The following is a 24,878-nucleotide window of genomic DNA, read 5'->3' on the forward strand; positions in this document are numbered from 1 at the left end:
GCGCATGGCGACAACGACCCCATCCCGGCGGGGGGTCCCGGACCGCGCCCATGCGGTGCGGTCCGGGGCCGGGGCCGGCGGCGCCGCGGGCCGCGGAAGGCGGCCCGGCCCCCGCAAGGACCGGCTCAGCGTGCAGAACCTCCCCGGCTGGATGTTCTCCACGCCGTTCCTGGCGCTGTTCCTGACGTTCATGGCGGTGCCGATCGTGGCGACGTTCGTCATGAGCTTCACCGACTTCGGGCTGCGGAACGTCGCAGATCCCTTCGCCACCGAGTTCGTCGGCGTGGAGAACTACGCCAGACTCTTCGACGACGAGCGCTTCCTGACCTCGCTGTTCAACACCTTCTACTTCGTCGTGCTGGGCGTGCCGCTCACCGTCGGGGCGGGGCTCTTCGCGGCGGTGCTGCTCAACAGGGGTGTGGGGCGGCTGCGGACCTTCTTCCGCGTGGGCTTCTACGCGCCGGTCGTCACCAGCATCGTCGCGGTGGCCGTCGTATGGCGCTTCGTACTGGACCCGGCGGACGGGCTGATCTCCGGGCTCGCCTCCGAAGTGGGCCTGCGGTCACCGGACTTCCTCGGGTCGAAGGCCCTGGCGATGCCCTCGCTGATCGTGATGGCCGTGTGGCGCAACCTCGGCACGGCGATGGTCCTCTTCCTCGCCGGGCTCCAGGGCATTCCGGCGGAGGTGCGGGAGGCGGCGCGGCTGGACGGCGCCGGCGTGTGGCAGGAGTTCCGCCGCATCACCGTGCCGCTGCTTCGTCCGACGATGCTCTACGTCAGCGTCATGACGACCATCGGCTTCCTCAACGTCTTCGAGGAGCCGTTCGTGATGACCGAGGGCGGCCCGGACAACGCCACGATGACCGTGTCGCTGGACATGTACGAGCAGGGCTTCAAGTTCTTCCACATGGGCTACGCGAGCGCGATGGCGTACGTGCTGTTCACGGTCATCCTCGCGGTCACCCTGCTACAGCTCCGTCTGCTGAAGGACAAGACCCGATGACCGCGCCCATGCCCACGCCGACGCCCACGTCCCCGTCCGCGTCCGCGATCCCGTCCTCGCCCGCTTCGCATGGTCCCGCACAGGCACGGCCCGCGCGGCGCGGGCTGCTGCTTGCCGTCCTGTGGGCCGGAATGGCCGTGATGGTCGCGCCGTTCCTGTGGATGGCGCTGTCGGCGTTCAAGTCGGAGAAGGACCTCGGCGCGACACCCACGGTGTGGATCCCCGAGGACTGGACGCTGATCCACTTCGAGAAGCTGGTCGGACTCCTCGACGTCGGCGCCCACTTCTTCAACTCCACCCTCGTCGCCGTGGTCGTCACCGCGTGCAACCTGGTCTTCTGCTCGATGCTCGGCTACGCACTGGCGAAGCTGAACTTCGCGGGGAAACGGCCGGTGTTCGCGCTCGTGATGTGCGCGCTGATGGTGCCGGGCAATCTGATGCTGATGCCGATGTTCGTGATGGTCAGCAAGATGGGCCTGATCGACTCCTACGCGGCGCTGATCCTGCCGTTCGCGGCAGGCGCGTTCGGCGTCTTCCTCATGCGGCAGTTCATGACGGCGATACCGGACGAGCTACTGGAGGCGGCCCGCATCGACGGCGCCGGAGAGTGGTTCATCTTCTGGCGGATCGCGATGCCGCTGGTCAAGCCCGCACTCGCCACGCTCGCGATCTTCACGTTCCTCCAGTCCTGGAACAACTTCCTGTGGCCGCTGGTGGCCACCAACGACCCCGGCAAGTACACCCTTCCGGTGGCGCTGGCCACGTTCGCCATCGACCCGACGAAGACCAACGGCTCCAACGGGGTGCTGATGGCGGGCGCGTTCCTCGTCGTGCTGCCCGTGCTGCTGGTCTTCATCCTGCTCCAGCGCTACTTCACGCAGGGCATCGCCACCGCGGGCCTGAAGTAGGCCCGTACGACCGACCGTTCGACCCCGCAGTCCCAGTCCCGCAGCAGGCCGGCCCGTACCGGGTCCCCGCACCAGGTCTCCATACCGGCCGTGTATGCGCATCCATCGAGAGGTGAACCCCCACCATGACCGAGAAGAACGCCGCTCGCCTCGACTGGGAGCAGCGCATCGGCCTCCCGAGCGAAGAGCCGCTGACCGGCACCGCCGGCCTGCCCGCGCCCACGGGCCTGCGCTCCGAGGACGGCACCGGCCATGTGCTGCTCGACTGGCACCCGGTGGAGGGCGCGCTGGGGTATCTCGTGTACCGCGCCGACACGGTCGACGGTCCCTACGAGCCCCTGGACCACCGCGGCGGCGACGTGCTGGCGGTGCCCTCGCCGCCGTACGCGGACTCGCTCGCCGAGCCGGGCCAGGGCTACTGGTACAAGGTCGCCTCCTGGACCGACTCCGGCCCCGGGCCGCTGACGGCCGAGCCCGTACGCGGATGCCCCAAGGCGCCCGGCACCCGGCGCCCGACGGTGGACGTCGCGGTCGACGCCTCCGCGGAGCCCGTGCCGCTGCCGCCCGTGTGGAACCGGATGATCGGCGCCGAGCATCTGTCCATGCTGGTGCTGGACGAGCCGGGGCCGGGCGGCGCCGACGCGGCGAAGGAGTACGCCGACGCGCTGGGCATCGTCCGCGACGAGCTCGGTGTGCGCACCGTGCGGGCGCACGGCACGTTCCTGCCGGAGTGCGTGAGCGTGCGCGACGACGGCTCCTTCGACTTCTCCGGGCTGGACGAGGTCTACGACCGCTTCCTCGCCACCGGTCTCAAGCCGGTCGTCGAACTCTCCTTCATGCCCGCCGAGTTGGCGCTCGATCCCGACTACACCATCTTCGAGTACAAGGGCATCGCCTCGGTGCCGCGCAGCTGGGAGCGGTGGGGCGATCTGTGCCGCGAGCTGACGGTGCATCTGCGCGAGCGCTACGGCGCGGACGAGGTCGCCGGCTGGGAGTTCGAGGTCTGGAACGAGGCCAACCTGGAGGTCTTCTGGAACGGCACCCAGGCCCAGTACCACCTGCTGTACGAGACCGCCGCCCGTGCCGTGAAGAGCGTGGACGCGCGCATCCGCGTAGGCGGCCCGGGCTCGGCGGCCGCGAAGTGGGTCGGCCCCCTGCTGGAGCACTGCCGCGAGCACGACGTGCCGATCGACTTCGTCTCCACGCACACCTACGGCAACGCCCCGCTCGACTTCCGTCCCGAGACCCGCTCGTTCGCCGAGGCCACGGGCAGGCCCGAGCCGGAGATCCTGTGGACGGAGTGGGGCGTGACCCCCACCCACTTCCACCGCGTCAGCGACTCGGTCTTCTCCGCGCCGTTCGTGCTGCGCGGCGTGAAGAGCGCCCTCGCCTCGACCGACGCCCTCGCGTACTGGGTGGCGTCCGACCACTTCGAGGAGCTGGGCCGCCCGCCGAGGCTCTTCCACGGCGGCTTCGGGCTGCTGACTGTCGGCAATCTGCGCAAGCCGCGCTTCTGGGCGCTGCGCATGCTCACCCAGCTCGAAGGCGGTCGCGTACCGGCGGCGGTGAGCGGCGACGGCGCCGAGGCGCTGGTGGAGGTCCTGGCCACTCGCACGGACGACTGCGCGAGCGTCGACGTGCTGTGCTGGAACGGCACCCTCGACCAGACGAAGCTCGACGGTTCGGCGGCGCTCGGCCGCGAGGTCCGTATCGAGGTCGACGGGCTGCCGCCGGGCGCCTGCTACTCGGTCACCAGGCGGCGCGTCGACGAGACGCACTCCAACATCAAGGCCGTCTGGGACGCCGTGGACGGCGGCCACAGCGACTGGCCGAACGAGCGCCAGTGGGCCGAACTGCGCGCCGCCGACGAGCTGTTCGAGGAGTCCGCCGGCACCGTCACAGCCGACGGCGACGGATCGCTCGTACTCACCTGCGACCTGCCGATGCCCGGCATCGGCGCACTGCGCCTCGACAGGGCCGATACGGCCTGATTCCGGGCCACGACGACTGCACGTCCACCGAACGACGAAGGAGTCGCACCACCATGAAACGACGGACCATTCTCGCGGCCGGAGCGGGTGCGTCGGCCGCACTCGCCCTCGGTGCCCCGGCGACACCCGCCGCGGCCCGCAGCCGCGCCACGACCGAACTGCTGCACCGCTGGTTCCGTGACACCTACGCCTCCATCGAGGCCATGCACTCCGAACTCGGCCTGGCCGCCGACAAGATCGACGTCAGCGGCGCCAAGCCGAAACGCAGCGTCCAGACCTCCCCCACCAACATCGGCTGCGGCATCTGGTCGACGGTCGCTGCCGCCGGGCTCGGCGTGATCAGCGGCCGTACGATGCGCAAGCGCCTGGCGGGCACGGTCGCGGCGGTGGAGAAGCTTGAGCGCGCCAAGGGCTTCTGGCTCAACTGGTACGACGCGGACACCGGCAAGGTGCTCACCAAGTGGCCCGAGACCGGCGACGAGGTACGGCCGTTCCTCTCGTCGGTCGACAACGCCTGGCTGATCACGGGGCTGCGGATCGCGGCAGCCGCCGACCCGTCGCTCGCCCCGCGCGTGGACGCACTGCTCGCGGACGCCGACTGGTCCTTCTACTACACGCCGTACGACGAGGCCGACCCCGCCAAGCACCCCGGCCAGATACACGGCGGCTACTGGACGGACGACGGCACCTTCACCTCGCACTGGTACGGGGCGCTCAACACCGAGCCCCGCATGGCCAGTTACCTCGGCATCGCCGACGGCAGCCTGCCGGGCGAGCACTACTGGCGCACGTTCCGCACGATGGTCCCGGAGAACGAGCAGGAGCAGAAGCCCGAGGGCGAGTACGTGACGGTCGACGGAGTGCGTCTCTTCCGCGGTCACTACACCTACCGCGGCCGGAAGCTGATCCCGAGCTGGGGCGGCTCGATGTTCGAGGCGCTGATGGTGCCGCTGTTCGTGCCCGAGGGCGAGTGGGCGCCCGGAGCGTGGGGCCTGACGCACAAGCGCTATATCCGCAGTCATATCGAACACGGCCTGGAAGAGGAGAAGTTGGGCTACTGGGGCTTCTCCCCCGCCAACATCCCCGCGGGCGGCTACAGCGAGTACGGCGTGGACGCGATCGGCATGACCGTCGACGGCTACTTCTCCAAGGGCGTCGTCACACCGCACGCCTCCTTCCTGGCCATGCAGTTCGAGCCGGGGGCGTCCGTGGCCAACCTGGTGAAGATCGGCCGTGACTTCGGGGCCTACCACGACGGGCTGGGCTTCCGTGACTCCGTCGACGTGCGCGAGGGGACCGTCAGCGACTTCATGCTCGCCCTGGACCAGGGCATGGTCGCCGCGGGGCTCGCGCAGGTGCTCAGCCCCGGGCTGCTCCAAAGTGCCTTCCGCTCGGGCGGCTTCGCGCGGAACGTACGGCCGCTGCTGGCCAAGGAGGACTTCGGCATAGGCTGAGTGCTCGGCGGCGGCTCACAAGGCCGCCCGCCGCCCAGGTACGCCGGGGCAGCGCCGGTGGCACATCCCCGGCGCTGTCCCGGCCCGCAACGACCGCCGTGGCGCCGGGCCCTCGCCGTGGAGCCGTGGCGGACGGCACCGACGCTCAGCTCCGACGTTCGGCCCTGGACGTTCGGTCCTGACGTTCAGCCCGCCTTCAGGAAGGACTCCGTGACGCCGCCGCCCGAACCGCGCCCCAACATCGTGCTGTTCATGACGGACGACCACGCCGTGCCCGCCATCGGAGCGTACGGCAGCGTGATCAACCGGACCCCGTCGGTCGACCGGCTGGCCGACGAGGGCATGCGTTTCGACAACACCTTCTGCACGAACGCGATCTGCTCGCCCGCCCGCGCGACGCTGCTGACCGGCACCTACAGCCACGTCAACGGCATGACGTCGCTTGAGAGTCCCGACCACACCTTCGACGCGACGCAACCGAGCTTCCCCGAACTGCTGCAACAGGCGGGCTATCAGACCGCGATCTTCGGCAAGTGGCATCTGGGGCACGGCGGCAGGAGCGATCCACGCGGCTTCGACCACTGGGAGATCCTGCCGGAGCACGGCGTCTACAACGACCCGACGTTCCTGACCGCCGACGGCGAGCGCGCCTACTCCGGCTACGTCACCGACATCATCACCGACCTCGCCCTGAACTGGCTGGACAAGCGCGACCCCGGCCGCCCCTTCGCAGTGCTCGTACAACACAAGGCGCCGCACCGGCACTTCGAGCCCGCCGAGCGGCACCGCAACCTCTACGCACACGAGGACATCCAGGCTCCCCCGACCCTCCACGACGACCTCGACGGCCGGGCCACGGCCGCACGCGAGGCACGCCTCGGCATGGCCGACCTGGTGGCCGACGACCTCAAGGAGCCCGTGCCGGAGGGCCTTTCGGAACGCGAGGAGCGCGAGTGGCGCTACCAGCGCTACATCAAGGACTATCTGCGGGTCGTGGCGGCGCTCGACGAGAACGTCGGCCGCGTACTGCACTTTCTGAGCGTCGCGGGGCTGGCGGAGGACACGGCGGTCGCCTACACCTCGGACCACGGCTTCTTCCTCGGTGAACACGGCTGGTTCGACAAGCGGTTCATGTACGACCCGTCGATGCGCATTCCGCTGGTGATGCGCTGGCCCGGGGTCGTCGCGCCCGGTTCCGTCAGCGAAGAACTCGTGGCGAACGTGGACTTCGCACCGACGCTGCTGGACATCGCGGGCGTCGAACCGCCCGAGCGCATGCAGGGCCGCAGCCTGCTGCCCCTGCTGCGTGGCGAGACCCCCGGAGACTGGCGCACCGGCGTCTACTACCGCTACTACATGCATCTCGACCACGACCACAACGTGCAGGCCAGCTACGGCATCCGCACCCGCACGCACAAGCTGATCCACTACCCCGGGCACGGCTCGGGCGCCTCGGGCGCCGGCCCGGAGCGGCGGGAGCCGGAGTGGGAGCTGTTCGACCTCGTACGCGACCCCGACGAGCTGCACAACCGCTACGAGGACCCCGAATACGCGGACCTGGCCGAGGAGTTGAAGCGTCAGCTCGCGGCGCTCCAGGCGAGTCACGGGGACACTCCCGAGGGTGTGCTCCCCTGATCGCGGGCGCGTGGAGGGCAGATCGGAGAGCGGTTCGTTGACGGAGCGTTCGCAGACCGGGTCTTCGCGGGGCACGGCCGGGAAGGCGTGCTGTGTGCCGTCACGGCCCGGCGCGGGTGCGGATATGGACCCCGGGGCGGGCGCGGTCCCGGACCCGGGCGCCGTGATGGACTCCCACGCCCCCGCACATCACACCCCCGCCCGGCAATCCCCATACGGGGGCTGGTGCGAACTGCCCGGCGGCGCCTTCCTGATGGGCTGCGACGACGCCCCCTATCCGGCGGACGGCGAGGGCCCCGTGCGCGAGGTGACGCTCGCTCCGTTCCGCCTGGCGGCCACGGCCGTCACCACCGCCGAGTTCGCGGCCTTCGTGGAAGCTACGGGCCACCGCACGGACGCCGAGCGCTTCGGCTGGTCGTTCGTCTTCGGCGGCTTCCTGCCGAGGGACTTCCCGCCCACGCGCGCCGCCGCCGCGGCCCCCTGGTGGCGTCAGGTGTACGGGGCGGACTGGCGCCACCCGGAGGGCCCCGGCTCCGGATCGGACGGCCGCGAGGACCACCCGGTCGTGCACGTCTCGTACAACGACGCGCAGGCGTACTGCACTTGGGCGGGCGCACGGCTGCCCACCGAGGCCGAGTGGGAGTACGGCGCACGTGGCGGGCTGTGCGGCATGCCCTACCCATGGGGCGACGAGCGTGATCCGGACGGCACCCACCGGATGAACATCTGGCGCGGTTCCTTCCCTGAACGCAACACCGCGGCGGACGGCTACGCCGGTACCTGTCCCGTGGACGCGTTCCCGCCCAACGCCTACGGCCTGTTCAACATGACGGGCAACGTCTGGGAGTGGTGCGCGGACCCGTTCACCACCGGACCCGCTCCCGGTCCCGGCTCGCACCCCGGCCCCGACTCCGACTCCGGCTCCGGCTCCGGCTCCCGTGCGCTGCGCGGCGGTTCGCATCTGTGCCATGAGTCGTACTGCCTGCGCTACCGCACCTCCGCACGCATGGGGAACTCCCCCGACTCCTCCTCGGGCAACACCGGATTCCGGCTCGCCCGCTGACGTCGCTCTCTGACGTCGCCCGCTTACATCGCCCGCTGACGTCGTACGGAGCCGCCGAACTGCTCCTCGCCGACCCCTTGTTCAGCCTTCTTGTAAGCGCATACAGTCTCGGCGCGGCGCAACCGCGAGACCATCGCACGGCCCTCGCCGCCCAGTCGGGGCCGGGCCAGAGCGCGCGCCGTTCCCCTCCCCCGCGGACATGGAGAGCCAGACATGACGAAGCCCGTACACCCGTCACATCCGGCAGACATGCGCCGCCGCTCCGTACTCGGCGGCGCCGGGGCGATCGCCGTGGCAGCGGGAGCCGGCGGCCTGGGGAGCACCGGCACCGCGTACGCCGCCACCGCCGCGCCCGGCGCCGGGCGGCAGGAGAAGCCGGGGACCGGCCCTTCCGTCTCGTACGACCGCAAGCGGCTGCTGATCGACGGCGAGCCGGTGCTCGTACTCGCGGGGGAGATCCACTACTTCCGCCTCAAGCGCTCCGACTGGCAGTCCCGGCTGGACCTCGCAAAGGAGGCCGGGCTCAACACCATCGCCACTTACATCCCGTGGATGTGGCATGAGACGGCCGACGGCTCCATCGACGTCACCGGAAGGACCCGCGAGGAGCGCGACCTCGGCGCCTTCCTCGACCTGTGCATCGGCAACGGCTTCCATGTCATCGCCCGCCCGGGGCCGTTCACGATGGCGGAGCTCAAGGGCGAGGGCGTCCCGCTGCGCGTACGCGAGAAGCACCCGGAGATCGTGCCGGAGGGCTGGGACGGCAAGAAGGACACCGCACAGACCGTCGACTATCTCGCGCCCGCCTACCTCAAGGAGGTGCGGCGCTGGTACGACGCCGTGATACCGGTGATCGCCGAGCGCGAGCACCGCAGGGGCAGGCACGGCGTGATCGCCTGCCAGCTCGACAACGAGATCGGCATGCTGCCGTGGGTCAGCAACCACCCGGCGCTGACGGACGGCACCCTCAAGGCGTTCAACTCCTGGCTGGACGAGGTCTACGGCTCCGGGCTCGGCGACCGCTACCCCTTCGCGGACAAGCCCGCCGACGAGCGCGACGCCGCGATCCGCGCTCCGAAGGACGGCTACGCGGCGGCCCTGATGCACGACCTCGGCGCGTTCACACGGGGACGCTTCGCCCGCTACGTGAAGGCGCTGCGCAAGTCGGCGGAGGACAACGGGCTCACCGGCGTCCCGTTCCTCGTCAACATCCACGGCACCTCGGACGGCGGCGCCAAGAAGTTCCCCATCGGCGTCAGCCAGCTCATGGAGACCTGGTCCGGCGAGCCCGGCGTCTTCGCCGGCACCGACTTCTACCTCGGCGGGCTCACCGTCAAGAACGTCACCGACCTGTATCTCGTCAACGCCTTCACGGAGGCGGTGCAGGACGCCGATCAGCCGCTGGGCGCCCTGGAGTTCGACGCCGGGCACGCCGACTACGGCGACAACCTCGACAACCAGGAGGACGCCGAGAGCGGCGACCTCAAGACGCGGCTGTGCGTCGCACAGGGCGTCAAGCTGATCAACTACTACCTGTTCGCGGGCGGGTTCAACCCGAGGCTGGACAAGCCCGCCGGCGACGGCAACGACCGCATCGGCATCACCGGCGAACGCCACGGCTTCTCCGCGCCCGTCGACCCGGAGGGCCGCCGCAATCTGACGTACGAGCCGCTGAAGGAGACCGTCCACGCCGTCGGCGGCCTCGCCGGTGCGCTGGCCGGAATGGTGCCCGAATACGACGACGTGGCCCTCGGCTTCGTACCCGACCACTATCTGACCGAGTACCACCCGCCGGAGCGGCCCTCCGTCGACGCGATCCTCGCCGACATCGAGGAGATACGGGGCTTCGGTCCGCGCGGCGCCCTCTCCCGCGCGATGCTGCTGGGCGGCTTCCGCTACCGCGCCCTCGATGTGCAGTCCGTCGATCTCGACCCCGGTGTTACGCCCGTACTCGCGCTGGCGACCGGAAAGAACCTCGCCACCAGGGTGCAGCGCGAACTCGTGCGCTATCTGGAGGCGGGCGGCAGGCTGCTGCTCTCCGGCCGCGTCCCCGAGGAGGACATGGCGGGCAAGGCGAGCACGGAGCTGCGCGACGCACTGGGCCTGCGGGTCGGGAAGACCCTCACCGACGCGGACCGCTTCTGGCTCTCGGCGACCGCGCACGGCTGGGCCGCGCCGCGCGCCGAAGTCCGGGTCGCCAAGGCGCAGTTGTGCACTGCGGGCAGGGGCGACACGGTGCTGCGCGAGGTCTCCACCGGCAAGGGCTGCGGCTTCGACGTCCCCGTGGGCAAGGGACGCGCGGTCGTCGTCACCACCGACTACCGCTGCGATCTGGACTTCTGGCGCAAGGCGCTGAAGACCCTCGGCGCCTCCCCTGGCATCACCCACAGCGCCACCGATCCGGGGCTGTTCCTGCTCACCACCCGCTCCAAGGGCGAGGACGGCGCGGGACGTCTGCTGCACGCGCTGAACGTCACCTCGGGCCTGGACCAGGAGTTCACCGTCCATGAGAAGGGCAGGGCGCTCTTCGGCGGCGAGCGGCTGCGGATTCCGGGCCGCAGCGGCGCGATGCTGCCGCTCGGACTGCGCGCCGGCGGCGGGCACATCGCCTACGCCACCGCCGAGATCGCCGGGATCGACAAGGGCCGGGTGGCGTTCCGTGCGGTGGGCGGCACGGAGTCCGTCGTGGCCGTCGAGGGCGGCGCAACGTGCCAGGGCGCGAAGGTCTCGCGTGAGGGCGGCCGTACGGTACTGCGTGTGCGGCGGCCGGAGTTCACGGTGCGCCTCGGCTGAGGGCGGCGGGGCGGGACGCCCACGACCGGCCCATCACCGGCCCGCGCCCGGGTCCCCCGGCCTTTGTTCGCCGCCGTTCCGACCGGGCGCCTGCCCGTCCCTGAAGCCCCGTCACCAGGGCCCGCCGCGTATGCGTCCGGGTGACCCCCGCCGCGCGCACCGGCGTGGCAGCCCCGCCCGCCAGGGCGCCTTCTCCAGGGTGTTCCAGCATGAACGGCACCGCGTCGGGCACTCGGCACCGCGGCAGTCGGGCGGGGAGGCCATCGGGTGGACACAACGGCTGAGAACGAGGCGGTACGCGACGAGGAGCGGCCGGAACCACAGCCGCCGGCGGGAAGCCGGCGGCTGACGCTCGGTAAGAGACTGCTGGGCTATCTCAGCACCACCGATCACAAGGTGATCGGCAACATGTATCTCGCCACGTCCTTCGCGTTCTTCCTCGCCGCCGGCCTGATGGCGATGGTGATGCGGGCCGAACTGGCCCGGCCCGGGCTCCAGGTGGTCTCCGCCCAGCAGTACAACGAGCTGTTCACCACGCACGGCACCATCATGATGCTGCTGTTCGCGACGCCGACGTTCACCGGATTCGCCAACGCAGTGATGCCGTTGCAGATCGGCGCACCCGACGTCGCCTTCCCGCGGCTGAACGCCTTCACGTACTGGGTGTTCCTCTTCGGCGGCCTGATGGTCCTCAGCGGCTTCCTCACCCCGGAGGGCTCCGCGTCGTTCGGCTGGTTCGCCTACGCGCCGCTCAACGACTCGACGTTCACGCCCGGTTCGGGCGGCGACCTGTGGACGATGGGCCTCGTGGTCGCGGGCCTGAGCACCATCCTCGGCTCGGTCAACTTCATCACCACGATCGTCTGTCTCCGCGCCCCCGGGATGACGGTGTTCCGGATGCCGCTGTTCACCTGGAACGTGCTGTTCACCTCGATCCTGGCGCTGCTCGCCTTCCCCGTGCTGACGGCGGCGCTGCTGGCGCTGGAGGCCGACCGCAAGTACGGGGCGCACATCTTCGACGCCGCCAACGGCGGTGCGATCCTCTGGCAGCACCTGTTCTGGTTCTTCGGGCATCCCGAGGTCTACATCGTGGCCCTGCCGTTCTTCGGCGTCGTCACCGAGATCATCCCCGTCTTCAGCCGCAAGCCGATCTTCGGCTACATCGGCCTCGTCGCGGCGACGTGCGCCATCACCGGCCTCTCGGCCACGGTGTGGGCACACCACATGTTCGCCACGGGCGCGGTGCTGCTGCCGTTCTTCTCGCTGCTGTCGTTCCTCATCGCGGTGCCCACGGGCGTGAAGTTCTTCAACTGGATCGGCACGATGCGCAACGGGTCGCTGTCGTTCGAGACGCCGATGATGTGGGCCGTCGGCTTCCTGGTGACGTTCCTGCTCGGCGGGATGACGGGGGTGCTGATCGCCTCGCCGCCGCTGGACTTCCACCTCACCGACACCTACTTCATCGTCGCGCACCTGCACTACGTGCTCTTCGGCACCATCGTCTTCGCGACGTTCGGCGGACTGTACTTCTGGTGGCCGAAGCTGACGGGCAAGATGCTCGACGAACGGCTCGGGAAGATCCACTTCTGGACGCTGTTCGTGGGATTCCAGGGCACGTTCCTCGTGCAGCACTGGCTGGGCGAGGAGGGCATGCCCCGCCGCTACGCCGACTATCTGGCGGCCGACGGCTTCACCGTCCTCAACACGATCTCGTCCGTCAGCTCCTTCCTGCTCGGCCTCTCGACGCTGCCGTTCCTCTACAACGTGTGGCGGACGTCCCGGCACGGCAGGCGCGTCACCTCGGACGACCCCTGGGGCTGGGGCCGTTCGCTGGAGTGGGCGACTTCGTGCCCGCCGCCCCGGCACAACTTCGAGGCGCTGCCGCGCATCCGCTCCGAATCACCGGCGTTCGACCTCAACCACCCGCAGGTGTCGGGCATTCAGTCCGGGCGGTCCGGGCCCGAGGAGGCACAGGGGCAGGAGGCGCGGCGATGAGGGTCGAGGCGCTGCTCTTCGTCGGCGTGGCCGTGTTCTTCGGCGTCGTCTCCGCCTGTTACGTGCCCTTCTCCGACGACCCCGCGGGGAACGCGGCGCTGCTCGTGTCGTTCCTGATGTCCTCGCTCATCGCGTTCTTCCTGTGGACGCAGCACCGCAGGCGCGGACCACGCGCGCAGGACCGTCCGGACGCGGACGTACGAGAGGGCGCAGGGCCGCTCGAATTCTTCCCGCCGCGCAGCTACTTCCCCGTCCTCACCGCTCTCGGCGCGGCCCTAGCGGGGCTCGGGGTGGTCTACGGGATGTGGCTCTTCCTCATCGGCATCGGGATCACCGCACCCGGCGTCGCCGGATTCGTCTTCCAGCACAACGACCGCTGACCCGCCGACCGCTGCGCAGCAGCAGCAGAGAGGAGGACGGCGCATGCTCCCGCAGCGGAGGAGGGCGCACCCCGGGGCGAGGGCGGGGCGCGCGGCCGAGAGCGGCTTCAAGTACCTCGACGCCCGGCTGCCGGCCGCCGAGAGCGGTTCGCTCCTGCGCAAGGCGTTCCCGGACCACTGGTCGTTCCTGCTGGGCGAACTGGCCCTCTACAGCCTCGTGTTGCTGTTGCTGACGGGTGTCTTCCTGACGTTCTTCTTCCATCCCACGGCGACGGAGCTGCGCTACACCGGCTCGTATCTGCCCATGCGCGGCCGCATGGTCTCCGAGGCGTACGACTCGACCCTGCACATCAGCTTCGACGTGCGCGGCGGCCTGCTGATCCGTCAGGTGCACCACTGGGCGGCGCTGGTGTTCGTCACCGCGATCGGCGTGCACATGATGCGTGTGTTCTTCACGGGCGCCTTCCGCAAGCCCCGTGAGATCAACTGGGTCGTCGGCGTGACCCTGTTCGTGCTCGCCGTGGCCGAGGGCTTCTGCGGCTACTCGCTGCCCGACGACCTGCTCTCGGGGACGGGCCTGCGGGTCGTGCAGAGCCTGCTGCTGTCGATCCCGGTGGCGGGCACGTATCTGAGCCTTTTCCTCTTCGGCGGCGAGTATCCGGGCACGGAGATCATCCCGCGTCTGTACACGGTCCACATCCTGCTCATCCCGGCGCTGCTCGTCGCACTCGTCGTGCTCCATCTGATCCTGGTCGTCTACCTCAAGCACACCCAGTGGGGCGGCCCGGGCCGTACGAAGAGCAACGTCGTGGGGCAGCCGATGGTCCCGCAGTTCGCGGCGAAGTCCATCGGCCTACAGCTCATGGTGTTCGGCGTGATCACGGTGCTGGCGGGCGCGGCGCAGATCAACCCGGTCTGGAATTACGGCCCTTACCGCACCGACCACGTCAGCACCGGCTCACAGCCCGACTGGTACATCGGCTTCCTCGAAGGGTCGCTGCGCCTGATGCCGCCCTTCGAGACGACGGTGTGGGGTCACACGTTCATGTGGAACATCCTGATCCCCACCGTGATCCTGCCCGCGCTGCTGTTCCTGGCCATCTACCTCTATCCGTTCCTGGAGAGGTGGCTGACGGGAGACGACCGGGAGCACCATCTGTGCGACAGACCGCGTGAACGCCCCGCCCGTACGGCCTTCGGCGTCGCGGGCATCACCTTCTACGCGGTGCTGCTGCTGGCCGGCGGCAACGACATCATCGCCACCCTCTTCGGCGTCTCCCTCAACGGCCTCACCTGGATCTTCCGGGTGGCAGTCGTGGTGGCACCGGTGGTCGCGTTCATGGTGACCAGGCGGCTGTGCGTGGCGCTGCGCGCCCATGACCTCGCACGCATCCGGGAGGGCGAGGAGACCGGTGAGGTACGGCAGGGCGTCGAGGGCGGCATGGAGCCGGGGCACCGTCCGCTGCCCGCCGGTGAGCGGTACACGCTGCTGATGCGCGAGCGGCCCCGTCCGCTGGAACTGCCGCCCGGCGGGCGCGACTTGGACGGGCGTCCGCACGGGCGGGTGCGGCGGCTGCGCGTCGCGCTGAGCCGCTGGTACTTCGGGGACCGCTTCGAGTGAGACCCCGGCAGGACCCTCCTCGGGCCGGGCCCCGGGCCCGCCCCTGAGCGGTCCCTGACCCAGTCCCCGAACCGGTCGCCGTAGCGGCCGTTCAGACCAGCCCTTCGAGTACGGCCGTCGAGTACGGACCTCGCCCGACGCCGTCCGGACGCCCCAGCACGTGCAGCGTGAAGTCCGGGTCGCGGCAGTCGGTCAGCAGCGTCAGGCCGGGGATCGCGCTGAGTACGGGGGCGAGGGTGCGGCCCGTGCGGTGGTGCTCGGGCGCGGGGTGGTTCCAGTGCACGGTGACGAGGGTGCCGCCGGGTTCGAGGGAGTCGACCGTGCGGTTGAGCACGTCGCGCAGCGTCCGGTCGTCGAAGTAGTAGAGCAGCTCGGAGAGCACGATCAGGTCGAAGCGTCCGTCGGGCCATTCGCCGGGTATCGCCAGCCTGCGCACGGAGACTTGGGGCAGGTGGCGGGTGCGGGCGGCGGTGAGTTCGGCCGCGGCGGCGACCCGGTCCGTGGCAAGCAGGCTGTCGCAGCGTTCGGCGAGCGCGGTGGTGAGTACGCCGACGGAGCAGCCGGGTTCGAAGGCACTGCGGTAGCGGCGCTGCGGCAGGGCCGCGAGGGTGTGATCGTATTTGCGCCGCACGTACCACTGACCGTCGAGGCTCCAGGGGTCGGTCGAGTCGCTGTAGAGCTGCTCGAAGTACGCGTCGGGAGTGTTCATCGCGGTGCCACCTCGCGTGCTCGGCCGGGTCCTCCCCCGGCAGATGCACGGCGGGGTTCTCCCCAGAGCTTCGCATCACGTGATGAAGGGTGCATCCCGGGCGGCCCGTACGGAAAGGGGTGCGGGCGCGGTCACGGACGGGGCAGTCCGGCGGGACCACGAGGACCGAAGGGGCCGCGAAACCGGGGACCGCACCGGGCGCGACCGGAGTCCGCACAGGACGCGACCCGGGACCGCGGGGCCCTCCCTGGGAGCGCGGGGGTCCGCCCGGTGTGGGTAGCCCCGGTCAGGCCGCCTTCCTGGTCCTGGTGTCCTTCAGCGCCTTGATGAGCTGCTGCCGGTTCATCCGCGAACGGCCCTGGATGTCCTGCTCGGTGGCGCGCTCGTAGAGGTCCCGCTTGCTCAGCTCGGTCAGCCAGCGGTCGCCGCCGCCACGGTCGCGTCCGGAACCGCGCGAACCGCCGGAGCCCGCGCGGGAGCCGCCCTGTGAACCGCCCCCGCTCCGCTTGCCCGAGCGCGAGCCGCGCCCCTTCCCGGAGCCCGCCTGGTCGACGCTGCGGCGCAGCGCCTCCTCCAGGTCGACGACGTCGGTGGCCTCCGGGGGCTTCTCCTCGGCCACGACCTCCTTGCCCTCCCGCTTGGCCTCGACGAGCTGCCGCACCTTCTTCTCGTAGGTGTCCTCGTACTCCTCGGGACGCCAGTCCATCGACATCGCGTCGATGAGCTGCCGGGCGCTGTCCAGCTCCTTGCTGCGGCTCTGCTCCCGGCCGGGCAGCCTCGGAAGCTCCCGCTCCGGGTCGCGGACCTCATCGGCCCAGTGCAGGGTGTGCAGCTCCAGTACGTCCTCGCCCGCGCGCAGCGCGACCAGGTACTCACGGGCGTGCATGACGAAGGTCGCGACCCCCGCCTTGCCCGTCTCCTCGAGCGCGGTGCGCAGCAGCCGGTAGACCCTGGCGTACTCGTCGCTCCTGGGCGCCAGGTAGTAGGTGCGGCTGAAGTACGCGGGCTCGACCTCCTCCAGGTCGACGAAGCCGCGGACGTCGATGACCTGGGACCTTCCCGGTGCGATCTCCTCCAGCTCCTCACGCTCGACGATCACGTACTCGCCGTCGCCGACGTCGTAGCCCTTGACGATGTCGTCGTACTCGACGCGCTTGCCGGTGCGCTCGTTGACGCGGCGGTTGCGCACCCGGTCGCCCGTGCCGCGCTGGAGCTGGTGGAAGTGGACGGCGTGGTCCTCGACGGCGGCGAAGAGCTGCACGGGAACGGTCACCAGACCGAAGGTGATCACTCCGCTCCATATCGGGCGGGCCATTCTCCTCGCCCTCCTCTCCTGCACGGTCCCTGGTGATCGCCGGTCCTGTCGGCTACCGCGGCGGGTACCCAGTCGGAGCGGTTCACCCCGCACGGTTCACGCAGCGCGGTTCACGCGGTGCGTCGCCCCGTGGGGAAGCACCCCCACACCCTGTGCCGCCGGAGCAGCGCCACGACCTGCTCGAACAGCGTCCACGGGCGGTGCGCGGGGCTCGGCGGGCTCCTCCGGGTGGGGAGCCTCGGGCGCCGGACGTCCGGGATCTCCGTCTCGGTGCCGTGCGGTGGCGTGGCTGCTGTCCCGAGTGCGTCGAGAGTCCGCCACAGGTCCCCCGACCAAGAAGACCGGAATCCTCGCGAGGCTCCGAGCGAGTTCGGTCGGGGTTCGGTCGGGGTTCGAGGGTCAGGGTCGGGGTTCGGGCCGGGGCCGCCCCCCTCGAACAGGGGGCGTGTGCGGCCAGCGGCGCGCGCTCAGTGGTGGAAGGCCGTCGCCACCGAGGCCGGGCGCCGCAACGGGCCGCTCTGGGCACGCAGTTCCGGCAGCAGCGCCCTGAGATCCTCCATGAAGAGGTCGGCGAGGTCCGCCGTGAAGCCGTTGCGGCACACGATCCGCAGCACGGACAGATCCTCCCGGTTCGGCGGGAAGACGTAGGCCGGGACCAGCCAGCCCCGCTCGCGCAGCCGCCGTGAGACGTCGAAGACGTCGAAGCTCGACACGTCTGGCCAGGTCGTGAAGGCGAAGACCGGGAGCTGGTCGCCGCGGGTGAGCAGGCGGAAGTCGCCCGTCTCCCCGATCCGCCCGGCCAGCGACCGGGCCACGTCGCGTGCCGTCTGCTGTACGGCGCGGAAGCCCTGGCGGCCCAGCCGCAGGAAGGTGTAGTACTGCGCGGCGACCTGCGCGCCGGGCCGGGAGAAGTTCAGCGCGAAGGTGGGCATGTCCCCGCCGAGGTAGTTCACGCGGAAGACCAGCTCCTCCGGAAGCGCCTCCGGCGAGCGCCACAGCGCCCAGCCGACGCCGGGGTAGACCAGGCCGTACTTGTGGCCGGAGGTGTTGATCGAGGCGACGCGCGGCAGCCTGAAGTCCCACAGCAGTTCCTGGTCGAGGAAGGGCGCGATCATCGCGCCGGACGCGCCGTCCACATGCACGGGCACATCGACGCCCGTGCGCTCCTGAAGACCGTCGAGCGCCTCGCACACCTCCGCGACCGGCTCGTACGACCCGTCGAAGGTGGAGCCGAGTACGGCCACGACGCCGATGGTGTTCTCGTCGCACAGCTCCGCGGCGGCCTGAGGGTCGAGGTGGAACCGCTCGCCCTCCATGGGGACCTGACGGGCCTCCACCTCCCAGAAGTTGCAGAACTTCTCCCAGCACACCTGGACGTTGGAGCCCATCACCAGGTTGGGCCGGGCCGCCGAGGGATAGCGGTCGCCCACGCGCCGGACCCAGCGGCGCTTGAGGGCCATGCCCGTGAGCATGCACGCCTCGCTGGAGCCGGTGGTGGAGCATCCGACGGCCGACGAGGGGTCCGGGGCGTTCCACAGGTCGGCGAGCATCGCCACGCAGCGCCGCTCCAGCTCGGCGGTGCGCGGGTACTCGTCCTTGTCGACCATGTTCTTGTCACGGCACAGGGCCATCAGCTCGCCCGCCTGCGGCTCCATCCACGTCGTGACGAAAGTGGCCAGGTTCAGGCGGGAGTTGCCGTCCAGCATCAGCTCGTCCTGCACGAGCTGACGGGCGGCCTCCGGTGCCATGGGGCTGTCGGGCAGCCGGTGGGAGGGCGGCTCCGTGGTCATTCCGCTCACGGGGTCCGCCTCGCCGTAGAAGGGATTGACGGAGACCGCGCGTGGTTCGGTACGGGACCGGGCGCCGTCGCCGTCGCCGCCGCCGGTGCCCGTGTGGGCGCCCGTGCCGGTCCGGCCCTTGTGCAGCGACATCGTCAGTGCCTCCCAGGCGGCGGTCGTGTATACCCTTCAGCTTCTGCCGCGAACCTACGGGCACCCGGCCCCCGCTGCCCGCGGGGCTGCGCCGGTCGGGGGCCGCCACCGCCGGGCACGCGCCGACACCCCGTACGGCCGCCGGCGGTGCGGCACTTCGATACCGGGCCCGACGAGTTCGAGGCCGCCGAGGGTGCGCGCCCGCCCGTGGCGTCAGGACCCGGGATACAGCCAGCGCCGCAGCACTCTGCTGAGCCAGGGCATGACGGCGTAAGTGAGCAGCTGAGCGAGGAAGAGGGGGAAGACGGCCGTACGCGCCGGCAGCGGCCAGGCGAGGAAGTACTCGGCGAAGGCTCCGTCGTAGAGCAGGGCGAACGGATAGACGCCCAGGACCGTGGTCAGCGACATCTTCCATCGAGCCGGAGGTCTCGCGACCAGACGCGGGACGTCGAACCAGGTCTCCAGTCCCGTCGTGGCCGGCTGTGGCCTGACGCTGCGTCCGAGACCCTTGACCCGCTCCTGCCACGCCGCCCTCTCGGGTGAGGCCATCCAGCGCTGAAGGCTCCCGGTGTCCGCGAACCGTACGACCGCGTGGTATCGGCGGCTCTCACCCTCGGGCCGTAGCCAGGTGACTCCCTGCTGGCCGGGGGAGGCGGCCGCTGCGGCCTCGACGCCGTGCGCCCACTCCTCGAACTCCGCTTCCTTCCCCGGCGTGACCTCCCAGGTGAAGACCACCGTCACCGCCTCCTGCCGCTGCGGCGCACCGTCGTTCGTCCCTGCCACTGGCTTCCCCTGCTGTGCGTCTGGATGCCGCAACGCGGTCTGGTTTGCACGATATTGCCCTACTATGAGCCCCTTGTAATGATCTTCGTCAGTGCTCTCCGGAGGTGCACATGTCCGTACGCGGCCCCTCGCTCACCGAGCGCGGCCCGGGCCTGGAGGAACGCGGCCCCGGACCGGTGCCCGTCACCCTCTCGGTCAACGGGGCCGAGCGCGTCACGGAGATCGAACCCCGGGTCAGCCTGCTCGACGCACTGCGGGAGCACCTCGATCTGACAGGCCCGAAGAAGGGCTGCGACCTGGGCGCCTGCGGCGCATGCACGGTCTGGGTGGACGGGCGCCGCGTGCTCGCCTGCCTCACACTTGCGCTGACCTGTGAGGGCCGCGAGGTCACCACGATCGAGGGACTGGCCGGACCGAACGGTGAACTCCACCCCATGCAGAGGGCGTTCATCGCCGAGGACGCCTTCCAGTGCGGCTACTGCACCCCCGGCCAGATCATGTCCGCGGCGGCATTGACGGCCGAGGGCCACACCGGCGACGACGACGAGATCAAGGAATGGATGAGCGGCAACCTCTGCCGCTGCGCCGCCTACCCCCACATCCGGGCGGCCGTACGCGCCGTACGCGACGAGTCCTGAGCGGACCGAGCCCGGCAGACGAAGAAAGCCGACGGACCTCCCCCGCACACGAAGCCCCAGCAGACGACCCTGAGAACGGAGCACGTCCCGTGCGGCTCATCACCTACTCCCGCGCCGCCGACGCCGCCGACGCCATCACGGCCGTCAGCGCCGACCCGACGAGCGACTTCCTCGCCGGCGGCACCACCGAGATCGACCTTCTCCGGCAGAACGTCCTCACACCGCGCCGGCTCGTCGACATCAACGACCTGCCGCTGACCGGCGTGGACGAAGCACCCGACGGCGGCCTGCGCATCGGCGCGCTCGCCCGCATGAGCGAGGTGGCCGCCTCCCCGCTCGTACGGGAGAGGATTCCGCTCGTCGCCGAGGCCCTGGAGGCGGGAGCGTCGCCACAACTGCGCAACATGGCCTCCATGGGCGGCAATCTGCTCCAGCGGGTGCGCTGCCCCTACTACCGCGACGCCGTCTCCCCCTGCAACAGGCGCGAACCCGGCACCGGGTGCTCGGCCCTCGAGGGCTTCAGCCGCGGCCACGCCGTGCTCGGTACGAGCGAGCACTGCATCGCCACGCACCCCTCGGACGTGGCGGTGGCACTCGCCGCTCTCGACGCTCGCGTCCACACCCACGGCACGGACGGTGAACAGGCATACGGCATCGACGACTTCTTCCTGACACCCGGACACACCCCGCACCGCGAGCACCCGCTGGAGCACGGCGAGCTGATCACCGCGATCGAGGTCCCCTCGGCGCCGGTCGCGCGCCGCTCGGCCTATCTGAAGGTCCGCGACCGCGAGAGCTACGAGTTCGCGCTCGTCTCGGCGGCCTGCGCGCTCTCCCTGGTGGACGGCACCATCGCGGACGTACGGCTGGCCCTGGGCGGCGTGGCCACCAAGCCCTGGCGCGCCCACCGCGCCGAAGGCGTCCTGCTCGGAGCGACCGCGGGCCGGGAGAGCTTCGCGGAAGCGGCCCGCATGGAACTGGCCGACGCACGCCCCACCGCTCACAACGCCTTCAAGGTCGACCTCGCGCAGCGCGTGATCGTACGCGTCCTCGAAACCCTCACGGCGAACGGGAGAACCTCATGACGACGGCGATCGGACAGCCGCTCGAACGGGTCGACGGACGCCCGAAGGTCACCGGCACGGCGCGCTACTCCACGGAGATCCCGGCCCCCGGCATGGCCTACGCATGCGTCGTCGGCTCACGCATCGCCGCGGGCCGCGTCACCGCGATCGACGCGTCCGACGCTTGGGAAGAGCCCGGGGTGCTCGCGGTGCTCACGCACGAGAACCTGCCGAGGATCGCCGCGCAGCCTCCGCTCGTCCCGTCCCTCTTCGGCGGTCCGGCCCCCGGCGAGACCTTCTTCCCGATGCAGGACGACGCAGTGCACTACGGCGGCCAGCACATCGCCCTCGTCGTCGCCGACACCCATGAGCGCGCCCAGCACGCGGCTTCGCTGCTGCGCGTCGAGTACGAGGAGTCCGAGCCGGTCACCACCGTCGAGCAGGGCCGCGAGCAGTCGTACGAGCCCGAAACGATCTTCGCGGGCTTCCTTCCGGGCCGTACCGCACGCGGCGACGTCGAGGCGGGGTTCGAGAAGGCCGACACCGTGGTGGACGCGACCTTCGAATTCGCCGCCAACAACCACAATCCGCTGGAGGCTTCGGGAACCACCGCCGTCTGGGACGGCGACGAACTGCTGCTCTACGACGGCACGCAGGGAGTCAACGCCACTCAGCTCACGGTGGCGGCGCTACTGGGCATCCCGCTGTCGAAGATCCGCGTCGTCAGCCACTACGTCGGCGGAAGCTTCGGCTGCAAGGCCATGATCTGGCACCACCCCACGCTCGCGGCGATGGCCGCACGCGCCGTGGGCCGTCCCGTCAAACTGGCCCTCACGCGCGAGCAGATGTTCACCTCCTGCGGCCACCGGGAGGAGCAGGAGCAGCGGATCACCCTCGGCGCCACCGGCGACGGCCGGCTCACCGCGCTGCGCCATCACAAGCTCTCCCCCACTTCGCACTTCGACGACTGGGCGGAGCCGTCGCTCAACTCGGCCGCGCAGATGTACGCGTGCCCCAACTACGAGGGCGTCTACCGGCTCATCCGCGCGAACACCATGACGCCCACCTTCATGCGCGGCCCCGGGGACTCCTCCGGCATGTTCGCGCTCGAATGCGCCATGGACGAACTCGCGGAGAGGACCGGCCTGGACCCGATCGAGCTGCGGCTGCGCAACTTCGCGGACACCGACCCCGTCTCCGGCAATCCCTGGTCCAGCAACGGACTCAAGGAGTGCTACGAACGCGGAGCCGCCAGCTTCGGCTGGTACGACCGCGACCCCGAGCCCCGCTCCCGTCGCGAGGGCGACTGGCTGATCGGCACGGGCATGGCCGCGGCCGGCTATCCGGCGCCTCCGCCCGGTACGCCGCAGCGCGCCAGGGCGCGCATCTACGCGGACGGCAGCGTCGTCGTGCAGGCGGCGACGCCCGAGTTCGGCACCGGGGTGGCGACCGTGATGGCGCAGGTCGCCGCCGACGCCCTCGGCGTTCCCGTGGAACGCTGCCGCTTCGAGAAGGGCGACACCGACTTCTCCGGCATCGCGGCGGCCGTCGGTTCGGCGGGCGCGGGGATGATCAGCGCCGCGGTCCACGCCGCGGCGACGGCGCTGCGCGACCAGCTCGTCAGGGACGCCGTAGCCGACAGCGGCTCGCCCCTGCACGGCGCGGACCCGGACCGCGTCGTGGTGCGGGACGGCACCATGTTCGCGGGCACGTCGGCGAGCACGTCCGCGGGCACGTCCTCCGAGCCCTACACGGACCTGCTGCACCGCAACCACCGCCCGGACGCCGAGGCTTCGGGCACATGGAACCCGCCGGGGATGGACACCCCGTACGGGATGCTCACCTTCGGCGCCCAGTTCGCCGAGGTCGCCGTCGATCCGGAGCTCGGTCTGGTGCGCGTCCGACGCATGACCGGCGCCTTCGCGCCGGGCCGGGTGCTCAACCCCCGTACGGCGTACAGCCAGCTCATGGGCGGCATGCTCTGGGGCGTCGGGCAGGCGCTGCTGGAGGCCAACCACATGGACCCGCGCACCGGCCGCTGGGTGGCCGGCAGCCTGGGCGACTACCTGATCTCGGTGAACGCCGACGCCCCCGACGTCACGGTCGAACTCGTCGAGGTCGAGGACCGGATCGTCAATCCGCTGGGTGTGAAGGGCGTCGGCGAGATCGGGCAGGTCGGTGCGAACGCCGCGATCGCCAACGCCGTCCATCACGCCACGGGACGGCGCTTCCGCAAGCTGCCGATCACGGTCGAGGACATCATCCGGTGAAGCCGCCGGTCTCCGAGAACGGCTCTCCACCGCGCCGCCGCCGACGACGCGTGGTCAGGATCAGCAGCACGGTGGAGACCACTGCCACCGCCTGCGCGACGACGGCGACCGTCTTCTCGGAGTACCACTGAGGCTCGTACATATCGGGGAACGGGCCCAGTTCGCCGACGTCGACGTACAGATAGACCAGCAGCAGTGCCAGCCCGCCCGCCGCTACGACGAAGGCGAAGAGATCCGCGGGCACCCGCCGCCATACGAGGACGAGCAGCGCGGCAAGCGCCCCGAGCGCCGCCTCCAGCCGGAACAGATCGCCCTGGCTGACGGAGGCGGCGACCTGGTCGTAGCCGGAAGCCAGATCGGCGTGCACGTACGCGTTGACGGCGAGACCGGCCGCGGCCAGCACCCGGGCGATGGCCCGCATCAGCCGGTGCGAGGCACGTGCCGGGCGCCGGTGGTCAGTAACCGCCGCCACCGCCGCCGTCCTTCGCCTTCTTCTTCACGGCCTTGCCGTCGGGGGCCAGCGCGTACCACTTCGCTCCGAACTGATCGAGTCCCTGGCCGTTGGTCTGCGAGGACTTCTGGTCGCCCTGGAAGTAGTAGAGGGGGCGTCCCTTGTAGGTGACCTGGGTCTTGCCGTCGTCGCGCCGGGACGTGCCGAGCAGACCCTTCTTCACGCCGCCGCTCCCCGCGACGGGCTTGCCCTTCACGATCATCGGCGGCCACGCCTGCGCACAGCCGCCCGCGCACGTCGACTTGGGGCCCTTGTCCTTCTCGAAGAGATAGAGGGTCTTCTCCTGACCGCCCGCGAGCACCTTCCCCAGGTCCGTCGAACGCGCGGTCACCGTCTTGGCCTTCGTGGAGCTCTCCCCGTGCTCGCTCGGTGTCGAGCCTCCCGAGCCGCCGCCGTCGCCGTCGCCTCCGCATGCGCCGAGTACGAGCAGGGCCGCGGCGACCGCGACGACGGACCGCCAGCGGAAGCCCAGGCCCGTGCTCCTCACGTCGGTGCCCGTGCTCGTGACGTCCGTCCGGCTGCTGTCACTCATCGGACCTCGGGCCTCCTCGCTCCGGCTCAGCTCGCTCCGGCTCTGCTCCTCAACGCCCACTAGAGCCCAGCCGCCGCCGACCGGCCACATCTCAAGGGCCGTTCCGCCTACCGGACCCGCCCGCAGGAGTGCGCGGCGCCTCGTGCTACCTTCCCGAGTTAGGTAAGCCTTGCTTAAATGACCAGCGCCATGTATCACTCGCCCAGTACTTCGAAGCACCGCACTCGAAGCACCGCACTCGAAGTACCTCGAAGCACGTGAAATCGCCGTCAGTCACCGGGA

Annotated in this window: 19 protein-coding genes; 13 read left to right on the forward strand and 6 right to left on the reverse strand. The window is 70.5% G+C overall.

The window, feature by feature from the left end; translation table 11 throughout:
- The first annotated feature begins 4 nt into the window (after positions 1-4).
- The 10 genes from MMA15_RS07960 to qcrB all read left to right on the forward strand — a co-directional run bounded on the left by MMA15_RS07960 (position 5) and on the right by qcrB (position 14,843).
- Positions 5-1,003: a carbohydrate ABC transporter permease gene (locus MMA15_RS07960; RefSeq protein WP_241058436.1), complete on the forward strand. Its 999-nt coding sequence runs from the start codon at positions 5-7 to the stop codon at positions 1,001-1,003.
- A complete protein-coding gene (locus MMA15_RS07965) occupies positions 1,000-1,911 on the forward strand; it encodes a carbohydrate ABC transporter permease (RefSeq protein WP_372498206.1) in 912 nt (303 codons plus the stop codon). The genes MMA15_RS07960 and MMA15_RS07965 overlap by 4 nt, the downstream gene beginning before the upstream one ends.
- Before the next feature lie 125 nt (positions 1,912-2,036).
- Positions 2,037-3,902 (forward strand): GH39 family glycosyl hydrolase, encoded by a 1,866-nt coding sequence (locus MMA15_RS07970; RefSeq protein WP_241058437.1) that lies wholly within the window; start codon positions 2,037-2,039, stop codon positions 3,900-3,902.
- Between the two features lie 53 nt (positions 3,903-3,955).
- Positions 3,956-5,356, forward strand: coding sequence for a glucoamylase family protein (locus MMA15_RS07975; protein ID WP_241058438.1), 1,401 nt, complete (start codon positions 3,956-3,958; stop codon positions 5,354-5,356).
- Between the two features lie 210 nt (positions 5,357-5,566).
- Positions 5,567-6,991: a sulfatase family protein gene (locus MMA15_RS07980; RefSeq protein WP_241058439.1), complete on the forward strand. Its 1,425-nt coding sequence runs from the start codon at positions 5,567-5,569 to the stop codon at positions 6,989-6,991.
- 94 nt (positions 6,992-7,085) lie between these two features.
- Complete coding sequence (locus tag MMA15_RS07985; protein ID WP_308290525.1) at positions 7,086-8,054, forward strand: formylglycine-generating enzyme family protein; 969 nt, start codon at positions 7,086-7,088, stop codon at positions 8,052-8,054.
- 213 nt (positions 8,055-8,267) lie between these two features.
- Positions 8,268-10,847 (forward strand): beta-galactosidase, encoded by a 2,580-nt coding sequence (locus MMA15_RS07990; RefSeq protein WP_241058440.1) that lies wholly within the window; start codon positions 8,268-8,270, stop codon positions 10,845-10,847.
- A 345-nt stretch (positions 10,848-11,192) separates the two neighbouring features.
- On the forward strand, positions 11,193-12,842 hold the full coding sequence (gene ctaD, locus MMA15_RS07995) for an aa3-type cytochrome oxidase subunit I (protein WP_241063077.1): 1,650 nt from the start codon (positions 11,193-11,195) through the stop codon (positions 12,840-12,842).
- Positions 12,839-13,222 carry an aa3-type cytochrome oxidase subunit IV gene (gene ctaF, locus MMA15_RS08000; protein WP_241058441.1) on the forward strand — a complete coding sequence of 128 codons (384 nt, stop codon included), beginning with the start codon at positions 12,839-12,841 and terminating at the stop codon, positions 13,220-13,222. Before ctaD ends, ctaF begins: the two co-directional genes overlap by 4 nt.
- A 43-nt stretch (positions 13,223-13,265) precedes the next feature.
- Positions 13,266-14,843, forward strand: a complete 1,578-nt coding sequence (gene qcrB / locus MMA15_RS08005) for a cytochrome bc1 complex cytochrome b subunit (RefSeq protein ID WP_241058442.1) — start codon at positions 13,266-13,268, stop codon at positions 14,841-14,843.
- Positions 14,844-14,934: 91 nt separating this feature from the next.
- Here the strand turns inward: qcrB and MMA15_RS08010 are convergent, their stop codons facing one another.
- The 4 genes from MMA15_RS08010 to MMA15_RS08025 all read right to left on the reverse strand — a co-directional run bounded on the left by MMA15_RS08010 (position 14,935) and on the right by MMA15_RS08025 (position 19,581).
- The gene (locus tag MMA15_RS08010) at positions 14,935-15,552 is read right to left on the reverse strand and encodes an SAM-dependent methyltransferase (protein WP_241058443.1); all 618 of its coding nucleotides are present in this window, start codon (positions 15,550-15,552) and stop codon (positions 14,935-14,937) included.
- 286 nt (positions 15,553-15,838) lie between these two features.
- On the reverse strand, positions 15,839-16,867 hold the full coding sequence (gene ku, locus MMA15_RS08015; RefSeq protein ID WP_241058444.1) for a non-homologous end joining protein Ku: 1,029 nt from the start codon (positions 16,865-16,867) through the stop codon (positions 15,839-15,841).
- Between the two features lie 467 nt (positions 16,868-17,334).
- A complete protein-coding gene (gene gad / locus MMA15_RS08020) occupies positions 17,335-18,798 on the reverse strand; it encodes a glutamate decarboxylase (RefSeq protein ID WP_241058445.1) in 1,464 nt (487 codons plus the stop codon).
- A 213-nt stretch (positions 18,799-19,011) separates the two neighbouring features.
- Positions 19,012-19,581, reverse strand: coding sequence for an antibiotic biosynthesis monooxygenase (locus MMA15_RS08025; RefSeq protein WP_241058446.1), 570 nt, complete (start codon positions 19,579-19,581; stop codon positions 19,012-19,014).
- A 110-nt stretch (positions 19,582-19,691) separates the two neighbouring features.
- On the opposite strand from MMA15_RS08025, the gene MMA15_RS08030 reads away from it, so the two are divergent.
- From MMA15_RS08030 to MMA15_RS08040, 3 genes are all read left to right on the forward strand, one after another.
- Positions 19,692-20,219: a (2Fe-2S)-binding protein gene (locus MMA15_RS08030; protein WP_241058447.1), complete on the forward strand. Its 528-nt coding sequence runs from the start codon at positions 19,692-19,694 to the stop codon at positions 20,217-20,219.
- An 89-nt stretch (positions 20,220-20,308) separates the two neighbouring features.
- A complete protein-coding gene (locus tag MMA15_RS08035; RefSeq protein WP_241058448.1) occupies positions 20,309-21,304 on the forward strand; it encodes an FAD binding domain-containing protein in 996 nt (331 codons plus the stop codon).
- Positions 21,301-23,553: a xanthine dehydrogenase family protein molybdopterin-binding subunit gene (locus tag MMA15_RS08040; protein ID WP_241058449.1), complete on the forward strand. Its 2,253-nt coding sequence runs from the start codon at positions 21,301-21,303 to the stop codon at positions 23,551-23,553. Before MMA15_RS08035 ends, MMA15_RS08040 begins: the two co-directional genes overlap by 4 nt.
- Here the strand turns inward: MMA15_RS08040 and MMA15_RS08045 are convergent.
- On the reverse strand, positions 23,543-24,025 hold the full coding sequence (locus MMA15_RS08045; protein WP_241058450.1) for a hypothetical protein: 483 nt from the start codon (positions 24,023-24,025) through the stop codon (positions 23,543-23,545). The two genes, MMA15_RS08040 and MMA15_RS08045, sit on opposite strands and share 11 nt — an antisense overlap.
- Positions 24,009-24,596 carry a COG4315 family predicted lipoprotein gene (locus tag MMA15_RS08050; RefSeq protein WP_241058451.1) on the reverse strand — a complete coding sequence of 196 codons (588 nt, stop codon included), beginning with the start codon at positions 24,594-24,596 and terminating at the stop codon, positions 24,009-24,011. Before MMA15_RS08050 ends, MMA15_RS08045 begins: the two co-directional genes overlap by 17 nt.
- Positions 24,597-24,878: the final 282 nt, after the last annotated feature.

The organism is Streptomyces marispadix, from assembly GCF_022524345.1.
Lineage (GTDB): Bacteria > Actinomycetota > Actinomycetes > Streptomycetales > Streptomycetaceae > Streptomyces > Streptomyces marispadix.